Consider the following 17,272-nt stretch of genomic DNA (forward strand, 5'->3'; position numbering starts at 1 on the left):
TGGTTCGAGCACTACAACACGCTTCACCCGCACAAGGCTTTGGGATATCGATCCCCGCGTGAGTTCTTAAACCGTCAAACAGAAATCTGATCCTGTCCGGTTTTTATGGGGCAACTCCACCTTCGACAAAGTTAGTTGCTTGCGGCACACTTTCGCCGCGCGCAAATCCATAACGTTCAACAAGGCCCTTGTTATAACCTCTCCATGCTCCCACGTGGAGCTGCATAACGAGTCCATCGTCAATGCTCATTCGCGCCATCTCGGTCAGCATATGAGCTCGAAACAACGCGGCGCCGTCTGATGGCAGTCGATTTGAAATCGCAGCTTCATATAAACTCGCGAACGTTGCGGGGTCGAGATTGGCAGTCAAAGCTGTCGCGTGGCCGTGATCTGTTGCCGTAGCCCCGGCATCACGAAATACCAGCCTACGGCTTCTCAAGGCGTTGAGATAGCCAGCTGCACACTCGGTGTTCTCCCCTGACAGTCGCGCGAGTTGAACAATTTCGGCCAAGAAAGCCGGGTCGTCGGGATTCAGCGCTACATCTGGCCTGAAGGTCGGGACAACCCGGCCCTCCCAAGCAGAACTCCTGATCTCGGCATGGTGATTTAATGCGTCGCAAGCCCCGTCAGTCGTCGCAAGGAATTCGATTCTAAATCGTTGAAACAGCGCTCGCGGTCGGAAATTTTCTTGACGGAGTTTGCCTCCGATATGGTCGAAATAAAAATCAGCCGTCGTCACGGAAAGCTCGTACTCGATTTCGAAAATTTCTTGAAAGACTGCGTCTAGCCAGAGCCGCGACGGCGTGCCTTGAAAAAGATAATAGTGCTTCGCGAAATTCCGCCAGGCTGTCCGTGGACTAGCGACGCTGGTCGCCTCAAAATTGTCTTGCCGCGAAACTCCTACTGATTCTAACGGCACCCCGTGGCCATACAGAAGCCGAAGGATGTAAGGATCCGACGTCACAAAAAGCGACGTGGCATCAGAGAATTGTTCATTGAGTGCGAACCATCGGGGATCGGTGTGGCCGTGAGGACAGATGAGGGGGAGGTCTTTCACGCTGGCGTAGAGTTGCCGCGCGATTGCGCGCATTTTTTCATCAGCAGGAAAAAGGCGGTCCGGATGCAGTTCCATTTAATTAAATCCTAAACAACGAGCAAGGAAACGATTAGTTCATCACGGAAACATGAACCGACGTTGCAACGTCCCCTGTTGCGGGACCGGCACCAATACGATTGAGCCGTCCAGGGAGCCTGGGTTGGCGACACGTCGGTGGGAGGTCACGTAGAGGAGCCCTTGCGGGCCGAAGGCTGGCATAGTTGGCGCTTGAACAGGAAGGCGTATCGTTTGGACGATCGACCCCGACGGCGAGTAGCGATTTAGGACGCCCGCGGAAACGCCTGCCGACCAGTAGTGACCCTCCATGTCCATGGCAGCACCATCGGGCCGTCCCTGCTTTTCGGTCGGTGACGCAAATGGCCGGATGTTTTCGATCGTTCCTCGGGTACTGTCCCAATCAGCCGCCCAGATCTTGGAGGCTCTACTGTCAGAGAAGTAGAAGGTGAGCTCATCGGGGCTCCATGCCACGCCGTTTGCAACGCGAAGGTCCCCGACAAGATGCCGGACCGATAGATCTGAGGACATGCAATAAAGAGACCCCGTTGAGCTTGTGGGATCGCAATCGTTCATTGAACCAAAAACAAAGTACTTCCCGCATGGCGAAACCTTCCCCTCATTGAGACGGTTTTCTGACTTGTCCGGCTCGGGATCGACAATCGACGTCAGCAAACCGGTTCCTAAATCAAGCATCGCCAATCCCGTTGAAAGGGCGACAATTGCTTTGTCGCCTCGTTCACCAACGGCGAACCCGCCGACAGGAGCGGGCAGGTTCCAGCAATTCAAAACCTTCCCGTCGTCACCACAGCGAAACAGGCGAGGCTTGCGAATGTCGATCCAAAAAAGATGTTCGGACGCGTCGTCCCAAAAAGGACTTTCGCCAACCTCAGCGTCGAATTCCCAAATTTCCACGACCAGCCTCTTGATTGTACATTATACATAATCCATAATTAGGAAATGAACACAGCATTGTCCAGCCCATTCTCCACCCCAGCCTACGCGAGATTGCGCGAGCAAATCCGCGCTGACATCGTTGCCGGCATCTGGAAGCTAGGGCAGCACATCACAATGGCCGAGCTCAGCTCGCGTTATGGTGTGAGTGGTAATCCAGTCCGAGAGGCTCTGCATCAACTACAGGGCGACGGACTGGTTGAGATGCGTCAAAACCGGGGCGCTGTGGTTTGCAAAGTCGATGCAAGCTTTGTGAAAAACGTCTACGACGTCCGCGGCGCGATTGAGGGTATGTTGGCCGCCGAGGCTGCGCGGTTGGCCACCAAAGATGACGTGGCTCGTATCGAAGGTTTTGTCAGCGCCTATGAGACTGCCGTGGCCGCAAAGGAAATCGAAGCGATCGTCAAGGCAAACCGGGCGCTACACAGAGCAATAAACTGTATCGCGCAAAATCCGCTGGCGCTCGACATATTCGACGGTCGGTCAAGTTTGATCGACGCCCTGAGGCGGACACTCGGCAACCGCTCGGGACGGCTTGATGAAATCATCGCGGAGCACCGAAAAATTTTCGAGGCTATCGCTAGCGGTGACGCTTTGACTGCGGGTCATCTAGCGCAACAGCACACGATGCGGGCGCGCGATCATATGCTTGAAAACATTAGAGATGCGGTCGTTTCAACAACTTGAGGAGGAGGAATTCATGACAAATTTCATGACGCGCAGACAGATTCTTGGGGGAGCTACGGCATTGACGGTGGCGCTGACGTGGCCTGGCGCTGCCATGGCAGACGAGGCCTATCCCGAACGTCCGGTTCGTTTCCTTATCGGCTTTCCTCCCGGCGGCTCTGCAGATATCGCGGCTCGAGTGGTCGGTGCCGAACTGTCGAAAAGCTTGGGCCAGCAGTTTGTCGTTGAGAGCAAACCGGGTGCAAGCGGAAACATAGCCACCCAAGTTGTCGTCGGCGCGCCTGCCGACGGGTACACGGTCTATTTGGCCCAGATCGTGCTTGCCACCAATCCACACGTCATGGATGTCGGCTATGATCCGCAGAAAGATCTGACGATGATTTCGCAAATCATTGCTGTTCCAGTGATCATGCTGACCAACCCTAAGTCTGGCTTGAAGACGGTCCAGGACGTGGTCAAGGCGGCAAAAGAAAAAGACGGGCAGCTGAAGTTTGGGGGCGTTCTCGGCACATCGTCCCATCTCGGTCCGTCGCTTTTCGCGATCGATCAGGGCTTCAAGTTTAAAATGATCCCTTACAAGGGCGGCGCGCTTGCGCTTCAGGCCCTCATGTCGGGCGAAGTCGATGTCGTTTTCGATCAAATGTCGGGTACGATGCGAGGACTTCTCGACGCGGGGAATCTCACTGCGGTCGCTGTGATGCAGGACAGGCCGATCAAGGGGCTGGAAACCGTTCCTGCGGCAAGCACGCAAGGTGTTTCTCCCAACGGCTTTTTCCGCAGCTGGATGGGGCTGTGCGTCAAGGCAGGAACGCCGCAACCGATCGTTGACAAGCTGCAGAAGGCGCTGCTGGCTGCCTTGGAGAAAGACGAAGTTCGTAACCGACTGGAAGAGTTAGGCAGCGAAGTGGTGACAAGCCCGACACCCGCGGACTTTCAGAAATTCTATCTCGACGAGATTGATCGGTTGGGATCGCTCATAAAGACCATCGGCTACAAGCCACAATAGTCGATGTACCGCAAATCAACCCGGCGCAAGAGCTCTCCATTATGAAAATTGTCGATATCATACCTACCGTCATGCAGGCTGGTGCTCCGACCGTTACGTCATGGACGGGCGCTGGGGGGCAAAGCGCACTTGCGACAGGCAGAAACTGGTTGTTCGTAAAAATCATCACGGACGAGCCCGGCCTTATAGGAGTTGGTGAAGGGTCTGGGTGGCCGCGGGTTATCCACACCGCCATCAACGACTTGAAAAGTGAATTGATCGGGCACGATCCCCGCGACATTGAGCGGCTGTGGCAACGAATGCGCATCGCGATGATGGGGCATGGCGACACAGGCGTCGTCGGGGCGGGCGCGATTACCGCCATCGACATGGCGCTCTGGGATATCAAAGGAAAGTTGCACTCGACCCCAGTCTGGAACCTGCTTGGAGGGAAGGTCCGCGACAAGGTCCGCTATTACGCTCATGCCAAAAACGCGGAGTCCGCGGCAAAGCTGGTTTCAAATGGCGTGACGACCGTCAAGCTGGGCGGGCACGATGGCCTCGTGGAACGGGTCGCGGAAGTGCGGGATGTCGTCGGTACGAGCATCGATATAATCGTCGACCTGCATGGCCCACCTTGGCTGCCCGCCATTGACGCGATTGCAATCGGCAAGGCACTGGAACCATACAATCTGCTATTCCTCGAAGATCCGGTAGCACCTGAGGATATCGATGGGTGGAAACGAGTGCGCCGCGCTTTGCCCCACACGCCGCTCGCCGGCGGTGAGCGGCTTGCTACGAAATGGGGTGCAGCGTCGCTCATTGAAAGCGGTGTCGTCGACATCATACAGCCCGACATGGGCCGCGCAGGCGGTATTACGGAGATGAAAAAGATCGCGGCGCTTGCCGAGGCCCGTTTCATTCAAGTCGCACCGCACTCCGGCTCGCTGGGCCCGGTAGCGGAATATGCCTCGATCCACGTCATGGCCGCCATTCCCAATGCACTGCTGATGGAGCGCCTCGAACCTGAATGGCATGGCAAGGCAGCAGTTATTCATCCGGCACTCGAATCTTCGCGAGGCCATATCATCGTCCCCGATCGCCCTGGACTTGGGGTCGATCTGGTTGAAGACTTTATAGCGGCACATCCGAGCGAACGGAATGTATCGATCGCAACCGGCGGCTGGCAGGACGCCGAAGAGCAAGGTTCGACCTATTTTTCCATGCGCCGCAGTCGCGCCAATCTCGTTTCCATCAAGAAAGATCCGATCCTATGACAACGACACCCGCCCAGCCACTTTCGGAGGCAGCACGCGCAAAGCTTTTAACGGTCTCGACGGCGACGCTTACGACAGCGCTGTTTAAAAGGGGTTTTCGCAATGTATTCCTCCAGGGGCCGCAAAGGGTAAACCCAGGCCCAGCGCGCATGGTCGGACCTGCGTACACGCTGCGTTACATCCCGGCCCGGGAAGACCTCGATCTCCTAAAAGTGTTCGAGGATCGAAATCACCCACAGCGGAAAGGCGTGGAGGAGTGCCCTGAGGGACATGTTTTGGTCATTGATAGCCGTGGAGATCCGCGAGCTGCATCGGCAGGGGGGATTTTGCTCACTCGGTTAATGACGCGCGGCTGCGCTGGGGTCGTTACCGACGGTGGTTTTCGAGATACGCCGGAGGTCAAGCGCATGGCCCTGCCGGCCTACCATCAGCGCCCCTCAGCACCGACAAATCTCATTCTGCATCACGCGGTTGACCTGAACACGCCGGTTGCGTGCGGTGATGTCGGTGTTTATCCCGGAGACATCATGGTTGGCGACGACGAGGGCGTTGTTTGCATTCCAGCCCATTTGGCAGAAGAGATCGCACACGAGACCTTTGAGCAGACCGTTTACGAAGACTTCGTGCAGGAAGAAGTGAATGGAGGACATGAGCTATTTGGCCTCTATCCGATGCTCGACGACAGCGTGAAAGCTCGATTTGCATCGTGGCGCACAGCGCAGGGGCGCTAAGATGCTGTCGCGGCTCCCGGACAAAACTCCTGTAATTGTGATCACCGGAGCGGCAGGTCGTATTGGCAGTCTTCTACGCGAAAGACTTTCGGGTGACCCCGAACTGAAAGCGCTATTTGGTGGATCATTCACGCTTCGCTTGACTGACATCATCGACCTCGGCGCTGCGGGCCCGAATGAGGACGTTCGCATCGGCAATTTAGCGGACGAGCAGTTCGTCGACGGGCTGTTTGCGGACCAGCAAGTCCAAGCAGTCATTCACTTGGCGGGCTATCCACGTGAAGCTGACTGGGAGGTCCTGCTCGACGCGAATATCCGACCCTCTATCAATATTTGGGAGGCTGCAAGACGGACGGGCGTAGACCGTGTCCTCTTCGCAAGCTCCAACCATGCGACGGGGTTCTACGCTCGGTCACAAACGATTGGTAGTTCGGTCCCCCCGCGTCCCGACAGCCGTTATGGCCTGACAAAAGTCTTTTCCGAGCAGCTCGGATTTTTATACGCCTACAAGTTTGGCGTCCGATCATTCAGCATGCGGATTGGAATGTTTCTTCCAGAGCCCACGACCCGACGTGGCCTATCCACTTGGTTGTCTTACGACGACACCGTGGCGCTCGTGAAAGTCGGACTGTTCGCGGAGTACACGAGCGAAGTCGTCTACGGCGTGTCGAACAACGAGCGAGCATTCTGGGACAATTCGGCCGCTTTTCGTCTCGGCTATCGACCGAAAGACAACGCCGAACGTTTTGCCCACATGTTTTTGGGGCCGGACACAACGGACGAAGTGGCGGAACGTTTCCAGGGAGGTGTCTACACAAGCAATGGTCTTGTGCGATCCGGGGCACGGCTCGCGGAACTGGAAAAAGACCCAATCTGACGTCTTCCAATAAGATTAAAAACGAACGCGACGGGAGGAAAAGTCATGTTCCATATTCGCGCTCCTCAGGAACTGGGGGCGGCATTCATTTTCTTAGGTGTCGGTCTCGCAGGTCTCTTTCTAGGGTCAAATCTGCACGGGATGCAAGATGGCGGACAACTCGGCTCCGGCACAATGCCATATATCCTGAGCTGGATTTGCGTCGGTTTTAGTGGGGTCATATTGTTCCAGGCTATCAGCATCGAAGGGCCGGCTATCCAGCGGGTACCTTGGCGCGGTCTCATGGCGGTCAGCTTTGCGGTCGTGCTGTTTGGCGTCCTGGTGGAAAATGTCGGGTATTTGCCGTCGGCGATCTTAACGCCTTTGGTCGCGGCGTTGGCGATGCCTAAGCTTCGCAAGGCTGAAGCAATTCTGGTAGCCGTTCTTCTTGGCGCAGCGACCTCCGTCCTGTTTGTTATCCTTTTGGGTCAGCCGCTCAAACTTTGGGGAGGTGCGTTTTGATGGAGACCCTTGCAAACCTCGCGCTTGGTATGTCAACCGCGTTTACGCCGAGCAACCTTGGTGTATGCCTCATGGGAACTTTGATTGGCACGCTCATCGGCGTCTTGCCGGGAATAGGGCCTACCGCGACCATCGCCATGCTGTTGCCACTGACATTTTCGCTTCCCCCGGAAGCAGCGCTGATCATGCTTTCGGGTATCTTCTACGGAGCACAATATGGTGGCTCCACAACCGCGATCCTGGTCAACCTACCAGGTGAAGCTTCAAGCGTTATCACTACTATCGACGGATACCAGATGGCGCGAAACGGACGGGCAGGGCCTGCGCTCGCAATCGCTGGAATAGGATCGTTTGTTGCAGGAACCATTGCGACTGCTTTGATCGTCATCGTGGGTCCTACGTTGGCGGGGTTAGCGCTCTACTTTGGCGCGGCCGAATACTTTTCGCTGATGGTACTCGGACTTGTTGCGGCCACAGTTCTTGCAAACGGGGATCTTGTGAAAGCCTTGGGGATGATCTTCGTGGGTCTGCTTCTCGGTCTTATCGGAACCGACGTTAACACCGGGGCTCAACGTTATACGTTCGGTCTCAGCATCCTCGCCGATGGATTGAACTTCATACCGCTAGCGATGGGAATGTTCGGGTTGGCAGAGATCATCAAAAACCTCGGCCAGCCCGAAGAAAACCGATCGCTCGTATCGAAGCGGATTACTGGCCTGTTTCCAACAAAAGCTGATCTAGCCGCGTCCGCGGGCTCAATATTGCGAGCAACCGGAATTGGTTCAATTCTCGGTGTTTTACCGGGCGGAGGTCCGACGCTGGCGGCATTTTCGTCATACGTACTGGAGAAGAAACTTGCAGGGGACAAGGGAACGTTCGGGAGGGGCGATATCCGCGGGGTTGCGGCGCCAGAGGCCGCCAATAATGCCGCCGCCCAGACTTCCTTCATCCCGATGCTAACACTTGGCCTGCCTTCAAACGCAGTCATGGCACTGATGATTGGCGCAATGTCGATGCAAGGCATTGCTCCAGGGCCTCAGGTCATGACCCAAAACCCGACGCTATTCTGGGGACTGATTGTGTCCATGTGGGTTGGTAACTTGATGTTGTTGATCATCAACTTGCCGCTCGTGGGTGTTTGGGTGCAACTCCTCAAAGTGCCCTACCGAATTCTGTTTCCGGCCATCGTGCTGCTTTGCGCGACGGGCGTCTACGTGATCAATTACTCAGTCTTCGAGGTCTATCTTCTCGCGGGGTTTGGTATCATCGGGCTAGCGCTTGCTCGCTGCGGCTGCGATCCAGTTCCACTGCTTCTGGGCTTCATTCTGGGGCCGATGATGGAAGAAAATCTGCGACGAGCATTGCTGATCACAAATGGCGATATTGATGTCTTCTTCACGCGTCCGATCTCAGCTGCATTTCTCGCTCTCTCAGCATTCCTCATCGCTCTAGCTCTTCTACCGTCACTGACACGAAAGCGGGCGGAGGTATTTCAAGAATGAGAATGCAATTCCGGGCAAGGGCCACGCGCGGGAATGCCATTATCGAAGGCGCTTGTCATGCATTGCAATCAATAGGAGGTGAGTGGGTGCGAAGCGAAGACATTTTATGGTGCGAATGGTTGACCTGGCGCTTATATCCCGGGCGTCGGGGGCTTGCGCTGTGAACATATGCTCCGCCTGACGGCGACTGGCGCTGTCCTAACTGACTTTGCGATGGGTGTCAGCGAATAAGCGTCGAGAAGCCGTCATCAGCGCCGGGTGACAGCCCATAGTGCAATCGAAAAACGACATCTCGTTTATGCGACAGATGATGCGCATACGTCACGAGTCTGAACTTCGGAAAGGCGGTGTTATCTGGAAGCAATAGTCAAACTAACCCCGGTCGCGCCGCTTCCGTCGAGAATACGCCTGCCGAGGTAGATCGGAAGAAAATTGCCGATGATTTCGGAGGCAGTAGATTCCGCAAAACGAGGTCTGTAACTAGGTTCGCGAGATACGCCGCGTACTTGCTCAGCATCTCACAAAATAGCAGAAGCGCCGACGTCTCAAGACTTCGAGTAAACGCGCACGTCGCGTTTCGTTCGTCAACCAAGGCCGCCTTGGGCCTTATCGAACGTTGGGAGCATCTGGGCTGCTGCGCCGACGATGCCGGCATCGTTTCCTAAGCTTGCGGGCACAAAGCGCAGCTCGCGCATGTAGCCGGGCAGTCCGCAGCGACGAGCCTCGTCCTCAAGGGGCGCCAGCAAAAACTGGCCGGCGGCGCTGAGGCCTCCACCAATCACGACGGTGTCGGGTGCGAAGGTGTGGACCCATGAGGCGACCGCGCGCCCCATCCAGCGTCCCGCATCGGCGAGGATAATGCGGGCAACAGCATCGCCGGCAAGGGCACAGATAACGACGGTGGCGGCTGACGCCTGTGTATGTTGGACTCTCGCCTGACGTGCGATAGCGCCTTCTGGGTCACACGCTGAGCGCTCAGCAGCGATAAAGTCGAGGGCCTCGCCAGAGGCGAGCGCTTCAAGGCATCCGATGCAGCCTAGGCGGCAGCGCTGTCCGCGCGCATCCATGATCATGTGTCCGGCATCGCCTAGACATCCGCCCGATGTTACCATTGCCCGACCATCGACGATCATCGCGACACCAATGCCGGTTCCTGCTGTGATCATCAGCAGTCGCTTTGAAATAGAGCCCGCACCGAAGCGGGCTTCCGCCAGCGCTGCGGCGGTCGCATCGTTCTCGAGTCGTGCAGGTAGGTTAAGCGCGGAAGAGAGGGCCATCGCCAGCGGAAAGTTGATGAGGCCCGGAACATTGCCCACGCCGCCTGATAGATTGTCATCATGAATGGGTCCGGGATAGCCAACACCGATCCCACTTACGCGCGCATCTTGTGGTATGAGATTGCGGATGGCAGCCACGTAGCTCTCGACGATGGCGTTACCACAATCGCCCGGATTGGCCAGTATTCTGCTCCGTTGCAGTACTTCGCCGGTCTCCGAAACGAGCCCGATCTTCGTGCTCCCACCACCGATGTCGATGCCGACGGCGTGCCACATGGTGAACCCCTTAGAGACGATAACGGTTGACGTGCAGCATGAAGCCGTCGCCGCAATAGACGGAACGGACATATTCGCACACCTGGTCGGTGTCGGTTGCTGTAACGCGCCAGACGGCCAGAACCGGCGCGCCGGCGGAGATGTGGAGGTGCCGGGCTTCATCGTCGGTAGCAGCGAGCGGTTCGAACAGTGCATCCGCCCAAGCAGGAACTATACCCCAGCTTTGTGTCATTAATCCATAGAGCGACCCATTGTCGAACATTTCGCGGCGGGCGTTCGGATACATCGCCTTTGGCAAGTAGGCCTCCTCGTACGCGACAGGACGACCGTCGATCGAGCGTACTCGGCGAAGGGCGATAAAGGTTTCGGTTCCGGCAACCTGCAGATGATTACGAAAGGCTTCGGGCAAGCTGGCGTCTGCGGCGAAGTCAATTAGGGTTGAGGCCGCGACACCTCCCAGGCGCTGAACCTCGGAGGTGAAGCTGTGAAATCCCGATACGCCTGTCATGCGCGACGTGGTGGTAAAATAGCCGCGTCCCTGTTCGCTGTAGATCGCACCGCGGGTTTCGAGCAGCTTCAGCGCCTGCCGGATGGTAACACGGGACACGCCGAACTCGCGGGATAGATCGCTTTCGGACGGCAAGGAGAAGTTTTCGCCTTCTCTGGTCCTAATTTCGTCACTCAGAATTTCCGCGACCTGCATGTAAATCGGTGCAGCACCATGGCGGCGGATCGGACGCCGGCGCGATTCTGGCTGAGCGTGATTCGCGCTTGGAGACGTTCGGTCAGTGGTGGCTGTCATCGTTCAGTCTCATACCGGTTTCGACATCGAAATAATGCGCATGCTCGTCGGGGACATGCAGCACAAGCTCATGTCCTGGGTCAAGCTTATGACGAGCGGAAAAGCTCGCCACGACTGGCTGATTGCCGATGCGGCCGGTCACGATCAGTTCGGGTCCAGTCAACTCTGCCACGTCCACCTTCACCGGTAGTCTTGCCCCGGTTGAGCCGTATTGCAAAGCTTCGGGGCGTATACCCATGATCACCTTTTTGGCCGTTGCAGCTCTAGGTCGGGAAATGGGCAGCACAAGTTCCGACCCATCGATTTGCAAGCCACCATTACGCCAGGAGCCTGTCAGCATGTTCATCGGCGGCGCGCCGACAAAGGTTGCGACGTAACTTGTGGCCGGACGATGGTAGATGGCTTCCGGCGTGTCCAACTGCTCCACTCGTCCGTTTCGCATGACCGCAATCCTTGTGGCAAGCGTCATGGCCTCAATCTGGTCGTGGGTCACATAGACCACCGTTGTCCTCAGCACTTGGTGCAGACGCTTCAACTCGGTGCGCATTTCCATCCGCAATTTTGCGTCGAGGTTCGACAGCGGTTCGTCGAACAGAAAGACCCTGGGGTGGCGCACCAGTGCGCGTCCTATGGCAACGCGCTGACGCTGGCCCCCTGACAGCTGGCTCGGTTTGCGGTCGAGAAGCGGTTCGATCTGTAGGATGCGTGCGGCCTCCAGCACTGCGCGGTCCAGCTCGGCTTTGGGCACCTTGCGCATTTCAAGACCAAAGCCAATGTTGCGGCGCACGGTCAGATTGGGGTAGAGCGCGTACGACTGGAAAACCATCGCGATATTGCGGTCTTTTGGGTGCACACCGAGGATTGTTCTATCGTCGATCCGGACATCGCCGCTTGTCGGCTCGGCCAACCCCGCTACTATGCTTAGAAGCGTGGACTTTCCACAGCCAGAGGCACCGAGAAGAACTAAGAATTCGCCATCGTCGAGCGCTATGTCAATCCCCTTCAGCGTTTGTAAGTTGCCAAACGATTTGCATAGGTTGGCGATTGTAAGCGCGCTCATATCGACTGGTCCTGTTGGGCGATCTTCCGCGGGATTGTTGAAATGGCTTTCGACGCCGTGGCAACGCCGTTGTACAGGCACACGGGCAGGGGTTGCGAATGGGCGTAAGCTGCGAGAAAAGCCGCGTTGAAGATGTCGCCTGCGCCAATCGTGTCGATGACCTCAACTGGATTGGCAGCAGCGCGGTAGAAATGGCCATCGGCGTCCCGCACCACAGCCCCGTCCGCGCCCCTCTTGATGACCACCAGAGCATCCCCAGGCATGCCGTGGCTGATGGTCTCCGCGGCCTCTTCAATGGTTTTCGCTCCAGCAAAACCACTGGCCTCGATCTCATTGAAGAGTGCAATCCTGCTGCGGGACAGCCACAGCGCGGTGTCGGCGCGGGCGGCCTCTGTCCAGCCCTCCGGCGGCCAGCCGGTATCCAGTGCTACCGCAACGTCATGCTGATCGGCCCAGTCGAAGAGAGCTGCGTAGTTCGCGGCAAGCGCATCGGTGATGAAACAGCCGCATAGGAGGAGCAGCCCTTGACCCATAGCCGCGCCGTCCAGCGTGGCGCAGACGGCCGGGGCCGTCATATCAAGTAGGTGCCCGTTCGTTGTGAAGAAAGTGCGCTCGCCGTCTGGGTGGGTCAAGCCGACGGATAGGGTCGTACGGCGCGGGCTGACCGGCCACCGGGGCGCGTGATCGGGGAACGCATTGGCAAGCCAACTGCCGTAGTGATCTGTTCCGATGTTGGCGGCAAATTGAAACGGCAGCCCCATCGCCTGCCAGACGAGCGCCGCATTGCCCGCTGCACCGCCGACCCGTAAATCATCATGGGCGACCATGACCTCAGTTCCGGGCTGTGGCCAGGGTGCGACCGGGCCCAAGATCAAATCGACATTGACATTTCCGACGACGGCAAGCGGGCGCATTTATTCAACCCTTGTGATTTTGGTCGACCGGACCGGAGTGCCAGCGTCAGCCACTCGCTCTGCAGCAAAGCCGATCATCAACCTCTGGGCTGTCGGCAACATGCTGAAGATGGAGGCAAGGCCAGAATGCCGGGCAAACGGAATCGTGACGATACCAGCAATGGGCGGCAGCCCGGAGCAGTCGAACATCACACAAGGTGATTCCGTTTCAGCGACTGACTGCCCCATGGCCGTGACGAGACCTGCGGTTGGATCATCACCGCGAAACAGGATAACGCCCAAATCTGGGCCCAGCATCTCCATGGGACCATGGCGCAACTGCCCGCCCTCAAGCGAGAAGCATGGGCAACGCGACAGTTCCGTCAGTCCGAGGGCCATCGCCTCGGCGACCCCCTGCAGACGACGGCCAGATGTTGCTACACCGCGTACGGTAGACAAGGCGGCGAGTGCGGGCGTGACGTCCGGTTGATCAGGGGCTTCAAGCACTGCCAGTGCACTGGATGGATCAGTACCAAGGGCGGCGAGCACAGCGAGATGAAGAGCCAGCGTTACAGTAAGGCTGCGCGTAGCGGCAAACGCATGTTCCGTGCCGCCGTGCCCCACTAGCGACGGGGTCAGTCTTGAAAGGGAGGAACCACCCTCCAACGTCATGCCAAAAACATCAACAGGACGTTCTCCCGTTTCGAACCACCGGATTACTTCAGCACTTTCTCCTGATTGCGAGGTGACGAGAACTGTCCGCCCCTCCAAAGGAAGCGGTGCACCCAGCTGTTCGGAGAGGGGCAGCGCAAGTGCGTAGATGCCAAGGTCGCGGTAGAGGGGCTCGACAGCGCGCGCCACCGCGTGGGAACCCCCCATTCCGAGCATGACCAACGAGCCAGTGCGCCGGATCGCCTCGGCGAATTGCTGCGCGGTACTTCTGGATTGTTCAAAGGAGGCGATAGCATCGGCGTTCTGACGTGCCATTTCGCGGTCGATAGCGAGCAGTCCGGCCGGTCTTTGAAGTGTTTGGGTCATGTTCATCCTTTGACGCCGCCACTGGTGAGCCCCGAAATCAGGGCCCGTTGCATAAGAAGGCCGATCAGAACGGGCGGAAGGGCGGCGATCACCCCAGCCGTTGCGATCATCCCGTAGTCGGAAACCCTACCCCCGGCGATATCAGCGATTGCCACTGTGAGCGTTTTGGCGCGTAGGTCAGAGGTGAAAAGCAGGGCGTAAAAGAACTCATCCCATGCCAGCAGAAATGCGAATAGGACGGCTGTGCCGATCGTCGGCAGCGCCAGGGGCAGGGTGACTATCCGCAAGGTCTGCCAAAGGTTGGCACCATCGATCATTGCCGCCGCCTCGATCTCGCGGGGGATGCCGTCGAAGCCGGACTTCATTAGCCAAGTCGTAAAGGGTGCGAGGATCGTCAAGTATACCAGCGCCAGAGTGAAGACGCTGTTGAGCATGCCAAGCTTAGCGAGCCCCATATAGAGCGGCACTGCGAGGGCCACCGGCGGCAGCATGTAGGTGGCAATTACTGCATTGAGCGACCAGCCAACAGATGGCGTGCGCGATACTGCCCACCCCGCGGGAACTGCAACGGCAATTGCAGCAAGCGTCGCCATGGCTGCGACAGCAACGCTATTAAACAGCGAGGAGGTAACTGCCGCCCCGGCACTGTTTTCAACGCGAGAGAGGAGTGTGGCGTAGCGAGACAGGTCGACCTTGTCGGGCCACCACTGCAGCGGACGCGCAGAAAGGGCTTCTGCTGGCGAAATGCTCATCACAAAGAGCCAGAGAACGGGGGCGAGGATGATTACGGCAAGGGCAAATGCCGCCCCGTGTAGCAGGATCTTTTCCAGTGTGCTCTGCCGTTCCATTACTGAGTACTCCCGGCAGTCTTGCGCAACAGGCTGCCGTAGGTCACGGCCAACAGACTCACTATCAAGGTGACGATCAGGGCGAGCGACGCGCCGGAGCCTGCTCGCTGAAAAGAAAAGCCTTCTTGGTAGACAAGAATCGACAGCGTCCGCGTCGTGTTGGCAGGCCCGCCACGGGTCATGATCCAGATGATGTCGAACACCTTGAAAGCCTCGATGGTTCGCAACACGAGCGCGACCATCAGCGGGCCGGCCAGATGCGGCAGCGTGACATGGCGAAAGCGCTGAAATGCACTCGCGCCATCAACCAGCGAGGCCGCAATTGTGTCGCGTGGTACGGCCTGCAGGGCGGCGAGTGCGATCAGAGCAACGAGCGGAAAATTCTTCCAGGCATCGGCCAGGATGATCGCCCACATCGCGCTATCTGGCTCCCCAAGCCAAGACCGATAGGCGTCAATCAGTCCAATTTGCGTCAGCGCCGCATTCATCGCGCCGTATTCCGGGTTGTAGATTAGCCTCCAAAGCGTCGCATTGACGACCGTCGGCAAAGCCCAGGGTAGGATCATCAGGGCTCGCAGCAAAGTACGCCCGTAGAAGCGTTGGTTCAGTAACAACGCCGCTAGCACGCCCGCCACCATTTCGATTGATACCGAGGTGAGCGCAAACCACAGCGTCGACCAAAGCGTTTTTAGAAAAGCATTGCTGGTAAGCATCTTCGCATAGTTGGCGATGCCGACGTAGTCGCCCCCGGTGCCGACCAATCTGGCATTTGTGAAGGACAGCCGAACGGTTTCAGCCAGGGGCCAGCCGATCACGCCGACCATCACGATCAACAACGGAAGCATGAGCAGCCACGCTCGAGTGGTCAGCCACGTGCTCGACATGGGCTACATCTTGACAGGTTTCATGGGGTCATCCGGACGCGCGATGCCGTCCGGATGGGGAGACATCAAAGACCGCTGTTCTCAGCCGCCGTCGCCAACGCATCCTCGGAAGAGGATTGGCCAAGCAAAGCTTCCTGGATGGCTTGCTGCAGGGCGACGGAAAGCTCCTGGTACTTTGGCGTCGTCGGCCGCGGATACATCGCAGCCAGGCTGACCTTAGCCGCCGCGATCAGGCCCTCCTGTCCCGCTGTTACAGCCGGATCGTCGTACGAGGACGTCCAAATTGGCAGGCTCAGCTTGGCATACTTGTTCTGAACGGGCTGCGAGGTCAGGTACTCTACCAGCTTCCAGGCTTCATCAGGATGCTTGCTGGCCTTGGTAACCCCGAGCCCCATCGAGCCGTTCATAGCCGAGACCTCAGACTTGCCGGAAACACCCGGTGCTGGGACCACGCCAACGTTGCCAGCGACCTTGCTCTGGGCTGGATCGTTGGCGAGATTATACATATAGGTCCAGTTTAACGCGAAAGCCGCGTCGCCGTTCTGGAAAACCTTGCGGACGTCTTCCTCAAGGAATTCCTTCGAGTTCGGGTTGGTTAGGCCGGACTTGTAGCTGTCGACCATGTAGTTCAACGCATCGAGACCGCCGCCACTCTGGAACGCCGGAGTGCCGTCTTTTAGGAAGCTGCCCTGATAGGCCGAGACAAGCGTGGTGTAATCGCAGATGACTGCTTCGGCCTGCGCCCAACTCCATGCGATTGGGCTGTCGAGGAGACCCTTGTCTTTGATTATCTTGGCTTGCTCGCGCAGCTCTTCCCAAGTCTTCGGGGGAGCCGAGATCCCTGCCTTGGCAAGGATATCCTTGTTGTAGAACAGATATTTCGTGTCGAGGATCCAGGGCATGCCGTAGTGCTTGCCATCGTAATCGACGGTCGTCCACGCACCTGGCAGCACGCCTGCCTTTGCATTCTCCGAGACCCGTGACGTAACGTCGAGTAGCACGTTGTTAGTCGCATATTCGGCGGGCCAGATGACGTCGAAAAGCACGACGTCATAGCCATCTCCCGAGCCCTGGGCCAATACGGTCTTGTCGCGAAGGCCTTCGTACGGAACGAATTCAAGGTTTACCTTGATGTCTGGGTTTGCTTTGGAGAATTCGGCGGCCATGGCGCGTACATCGGCTTCGCTATAGGCGGACTGCGCCATGAACAGCGTGTTCAACGTCGTTTCGGCGAAAACTGGCGATGATGCCGTCGTCAGGATAAGCGCCCCTCCAGCCAAAGCCCGGGTAATCGACATCTTCATGCAAGACCTCCTGTTTGATTGCGGTGGTCCACGGTTTGAACAGGGACCCTAGCTGATTGATGAAATCGAAATCCGAACACGCAGTTCGGGGACAACGGAGATAGTTGTATTGATGTTAATACAAGTTGTCAAACGCGACCGTGCTTTTTCGTTAGCCAGCTGTTCTAAGTGCCCTTCCGCCCATTGGTCGGATAAGCCGGAGCACGATGGCCCGGAAGACTATTTTGAACCTGCACGGTCACTATTCGGAACGAAGCGGCACGGC

The 17,272-nt window shown here is 57.5% G+C and carries 18 protein-coding genes; 8 read left to right on the forward strand and 10 right to left on the reverse strand.

Annotated features, from left to right (window positions below; translation table 11 throughout):
* Positions 1-90, forward strand: a 90-nt coding sequence (locus ACP7E6_RS28370) for an integrase core domain-containing protein (RefSeq protein ID WP_426232134.1), incomplete at its 5' end; no start/stop codon positions are given.
* Positions 91-103: 13 nt separating this feature from the next.
* On the opposite strand, the gene ACP7E6_RS28375 is transcribed toward ACP7E6_RS28370, so the two are convergent.
* Positions 104-1,132: a glucuronate isomerase gene (locus ACP7E6_RS28375; protein ID WP_426233377.1), complete on the reverse strand. Its 1,029-nt coding sequence runs from the start codon at positions 1,130-1,132 to the stop codon at positions 104-106.
* Positions 1,133-1,174: 42 nt separating this feature from the next.
* The gene (locus ACP7E6_RS28380; protein WP_426233379.1) at positions 1,175-2,026 is read right to left on the reverse strand and encodes an SMP-30/gluconolactonase/LRE family protein; all 852 of its coding nucleotides are present in this window, start codon (positions 2,024-2,026) and stop codon (positions 1,175-1,177) included.
* A 45-nt stretch (positions 2,027-2,071) separates the two neighbouring features.
* Here ACP7E6_RS28380 and ACP7E6_RS28385 point away from each other — a divergent pair, with 45 nt between their 5' ends.
* Genes ACP7E6_RS28385 through ACP7E6_RS28415 form a run of 7 tightly spaced genes read left to right on the forward strand, consistent with a single transcriptional unit; the run spans position 2,072 to position 8,625 of the window.
* Positions 2,072-2,752: a GntR family transcriptional regulator gene (locus ACP7E6_RS28385; RefSeq protein WP_426233381.1), complete on the forward strand. Its 681-nt coding sequence runs from the start codon at positions 2,072-2,074 to the stop codon at positions 2,750-2,752.
* On the forward strand, positions 2,715-3,758 hold the full coding sequence (locus ACP7E6_RS28390) for a Bug family tripartite tricarboxylate transporter substrate binding protein (RefSeq protein ID WP_426233383.1): 1,044 nt from the start codon (positions 2,715-2,717) through the stop codon (positions 3,756-3,758). Before ACP7E6_RS28385 ends, ACP7E6_RS28390 begins: the two co-directional genes overlap by 38 nt.
* Positions 3,759-3,799: 41 nt before the next feature.
* Positions 3,800-5,014 (forward strand): mandelate racemase/muconate lactonizing enzyme family protein, encoded by a 1,215-nt coding sequence (locus tag ACP7E6_RS28395; protein WP_426233385.1) that lies wholly within the window; start codon positions 3,800-3,802, stop codon positions 5,012-5,014.
* Positions 5,011-5,745, forward strand: coding sequence for a ribonuclease activity regulator RraA (locus ACP7E6_RS28400; RefSeq protein WP_426233387.1), 735 nt, complete (start codon positions 5,011-5,013; stop codon positions 5,743-5,745). The genes ACP7E6_RS28395 and ACP7E6_RS28400 overlap by 4 nt, the downstream gene beginning before the upstream one ends.
* Position 5,746: 1 nt before the next feature.
* The gene (locus tag ACP7E6_RS28405) at positions 5,747-6,622 is read left to right on the forward strand and encodes an NAD-dependent epimerase/dehydratase family protein (protein WP_426233389.1); all 876 of its coding nucleotides are present in this window, start codon (positions 5,747-5,749) and stop codon (positions 6,620-6,622) included.
* A gap of 45 nt (positions 6,623-6,667) precedes the next feature.
* Positions 6,668-7,123 carry a tripartite tricarboxylate transporter TctB family protein gene (locus tag ACP7E6_RS28410; RefSeq protein ID WP_426233391.1) on the forward strand — a complete coding sequence of 152 codons (456 nt, stop codon included), beginning with the start codon at positions 6,668-6,670 and terminating at the stop codon, positions 7,121-7,123.
* Positions 7,123-8,625 carry a tripartite tricarboxylate transporter permease gene (locus ACP7E6_RS28415; protein WP_426233393.1) on the forward strand — a complete coding sequence of 501 codons (1,503 nt, stop codon included), beginning with the start codon at positions 7,123-7,125 and terminating at the stop codon, positions 8,623-8,625. The genes ACP7E6_RS28410 and ACP7E6_RS28415 overlap by 1 nt, the downstream gene beginning before the upstream one ends.
* A gap of 584 nt (positions 8,626-9,209) precedes the next feature.
* On the opposite strand, the gene ACP7E6_RS28420 is transcribed toward ACP7E6_RS28415, so the two are convergent.
* The 8 genes from ACP7E6_RS28420 to ACP7E6_RS28455 form a co-directional block, all read right to left on the reverse strand.
* Positions 9,210-10,178, reverse strand: coding sequence for an ROK family protein (locus ACP7E6_RS28420; protein ID WP_426233395.1), 969 nt, complete (start codon positions 10,176-10,178; stop codon positions 9,210-9,212).
* A 10-nt stretch (positions 10,179-10,188) separates the two neighbouring features.
* Complete coding sequence (locus ACP7E6_RS28425; protein WP_426233397.1) at positions 10,189-10,980, reverse strand: GntR family transcriptional regulator; 792 nt, start codon at positions 10,978-10,980, stop codon at positions 10,189-10,191.
* On the reverse strand, positions 10,964-12,040 hold the full coding sequence (locus ACP7E6_RS28430; protein WP_426233399.1) for an ABC transporter ATP-binding protein: 1,077 nt from the start codon (positions 12,038-12,040) through the stop codon (positions 10,964-10,966). The genes ACP7E6_RS28425 and ACP7E6_RS28430 overlap by 17 nt, the downstream gene beginning before the upstream one ends.
* Positions 12,037-12,954 carry a carbohydrate kinase family protein gene (locus ACP7E6_RS28435; protein ID WP_426233401.1) on the reverse strand — a complete coding sequence of 306 codons (918 nt, stop codon included), beginning with the start codon at positions 12,952-12,954 and terminating at the stop codon, positions 12,037-12,039. Before ACP7E6_RS28435 ends, ACP7E6_RS28430 begins: the two co-directional genes overlap by 4 nt.
* The gene (locus ACP7E6_RS28440; protein ID WP_426233403.1) at positions 12,955-13,977 is read right to left on the reverse strand and encodes an SIS domain-containing protein; all 1,023 of its coding nucleotides are present in this window, start codon (positions 13,975-13,977) and stop codon (positions 12,955-12,957) included. It lies immediately after the preceding gene.
* Entirely contained in the window at positions 13,974-14,819 is an 846-nt protein-coding gene (locus tag ACP7E6_RS28445) for a carbohydrate ABC transporter permease (protein ID WP_426127715.1), read from the reverse strand. The genes ACP7E6_RS28440 and ACP7E6_RS28445 overlap by 4 nt, the downstream gene beginning before the upstream one ends.
* Positions 14,819-15,703, reverse strand: a complete 885-nt coding sequence (locus tag ACP7E6_RS28450; RefSeq protein ID WP_426233405.1) for a carbohydrate ABC transporter permease — start codon at positions 15,701-15,703, stop codon at positions 14,819-14,821. Before ACP7E6_RS28450 ends, ACP7E6_RS28445 begins: the two co-directional genes overlap by 1 nt.
* Positions 15,704-15,768: 65 nt before the next feature.
* Positions 15,769-17,001: an extracellular solute-binding protein gene (locus tag ACP7E6_RS28455; protein ID WP_426233428.1), complete on the reverse strand. Its 1,233-nt coding sequence runs from the start codon at positions 16,999-17,001 to the stop codon at positions 15,769-15,771.
* Positions 17,002-17,272: the final 271 nt, after the last annotated feature.

The organism is Pararhizobium sp. DWP3-4 (genome assembly GCF_049898205.1).
Taxonomy (GTDB): domain Bacteria; phylum Pseudomonadota; class Alphaproteobacteria; order Rhizobiales; family Rhizobiaceae; genus Pararhizobium.

What these genes read in the sequence shown, in the direction of transcription:
- ACP7E6_RS28375 (WP_426233377.1), bottom strand. Translation starts at nt 1,132, where the DNA reads ATGGAACTGCATCCGGACCGCCTTTTTCCTGCTGATGAAAAAATGCGC.
- ACP7E6_RS28385 (WP_426233381.1), top strand. Translation starts at nt 2,072, where the DNA reads ATGAACACAGCATTGTCCAGCCCATTCTCCACCCCAGCCTACGCGAGA.
- ACP7E6_RS28395 (WP_426233385.1), top strand. Translation starts at nt 3,800, where the DNA reads ATGAAAATTGTCGATATCATACCTACCGTCATGCAGGCTGGTGCTCCG.
- ACP7E6_RS28400 (WP_426233387.1), top strand. Translation starts at nt 5,011, where the DNA reads ATGACAACGACACCCGCCCAGCCACTTTCGGAGGCAGCACGCGCAAAG.
- ACP7E6_RS28405 (WP_426233389.1), top strand. Translation starts at nt 5,747, where the DNA reads ATGCTGTCGCGGCTCCCGGACAAAACTCCTGTAATTGTGATCACCGGA.
- ACP7E6_RS28410 (WP_426233391.1), top strand. Translation starts at nt 6,668, where the DNA reads ATGTTCCATATTCGCGCTCCTCAGGAACTGGGGGCGGCATTCATTTTC.
- ACP7E6_RS28415 (WP_426233393.1), top strand. Translation starts at nt 7,123, where the DNA reads ATGGAGACCCTTGCAAACCTCGCGCTTGGTATGTCAACCGCGTTTACG.
- ACP7E6_RS28420 (WP_426233395.1), bottom strand. Translation starts at nt 10,178, where the DNA reads ATGTGGCACGCCGTCGGCATCGACATCGGTGGTGGGAGCACGAAGATC.
- ACP7E6_RS28425 (WP_426233397.1), bottom strand. Translation starts at nt 10,980, where the DNA reads ATGACAGCCACCACTGACCGAACGTCTCCAAGCGCGAATCACGCTCAG.
- ACP7E6_RS28430 (WP_426233399.1), bottom strand. Translation starts at nt 12,040, where the DNA reads ATGAGCGCGCTTACAATCGCCAACCTATGCAAATCGTTTGGCAACTTA.
- ACP7E6_RS28435 (WP_426233401.1), bottom strand. Translation starts at nt 12,954, where the DNA reads ATGCGCCCGCTTGCCGTCGTCGGAAATGTCAATGTCGATTTGATCTTG.
- ACP7E6_RS28440 (WP_426233403.1), bottom strand. Translation starts at nt 13,977, where the DNA reads ATGAACATGACCCAAACACTTCAAAGACCGGCCGGACTGCTCGCTATC.
- ACP7E6_RS28445 (WP_426127715.1), bottom strand. Translation starts at nt 14,819, where the DNA reads ATGGAACGGCAGAGCACACTGGAAAAGATCCTGCTACACGGGGCGGCA.
- ACP7E6_RS28450 (WP_426233405.1), bottom strand. Translation starts at nt 15,703, where the DNA reads ATGTCGAGCACGTGGCTGACCACTCGAGCGTGGCTGCTCATGCTTCCG.
- ACP7E6_RS28455 (WP_426233428.1), bottom strand. Translation starts at nt 17,001, where the DNA reads ATGTCGATTACCCGGGCTTTGGCTGGAGGGGCGCTTATCCTGACGACG.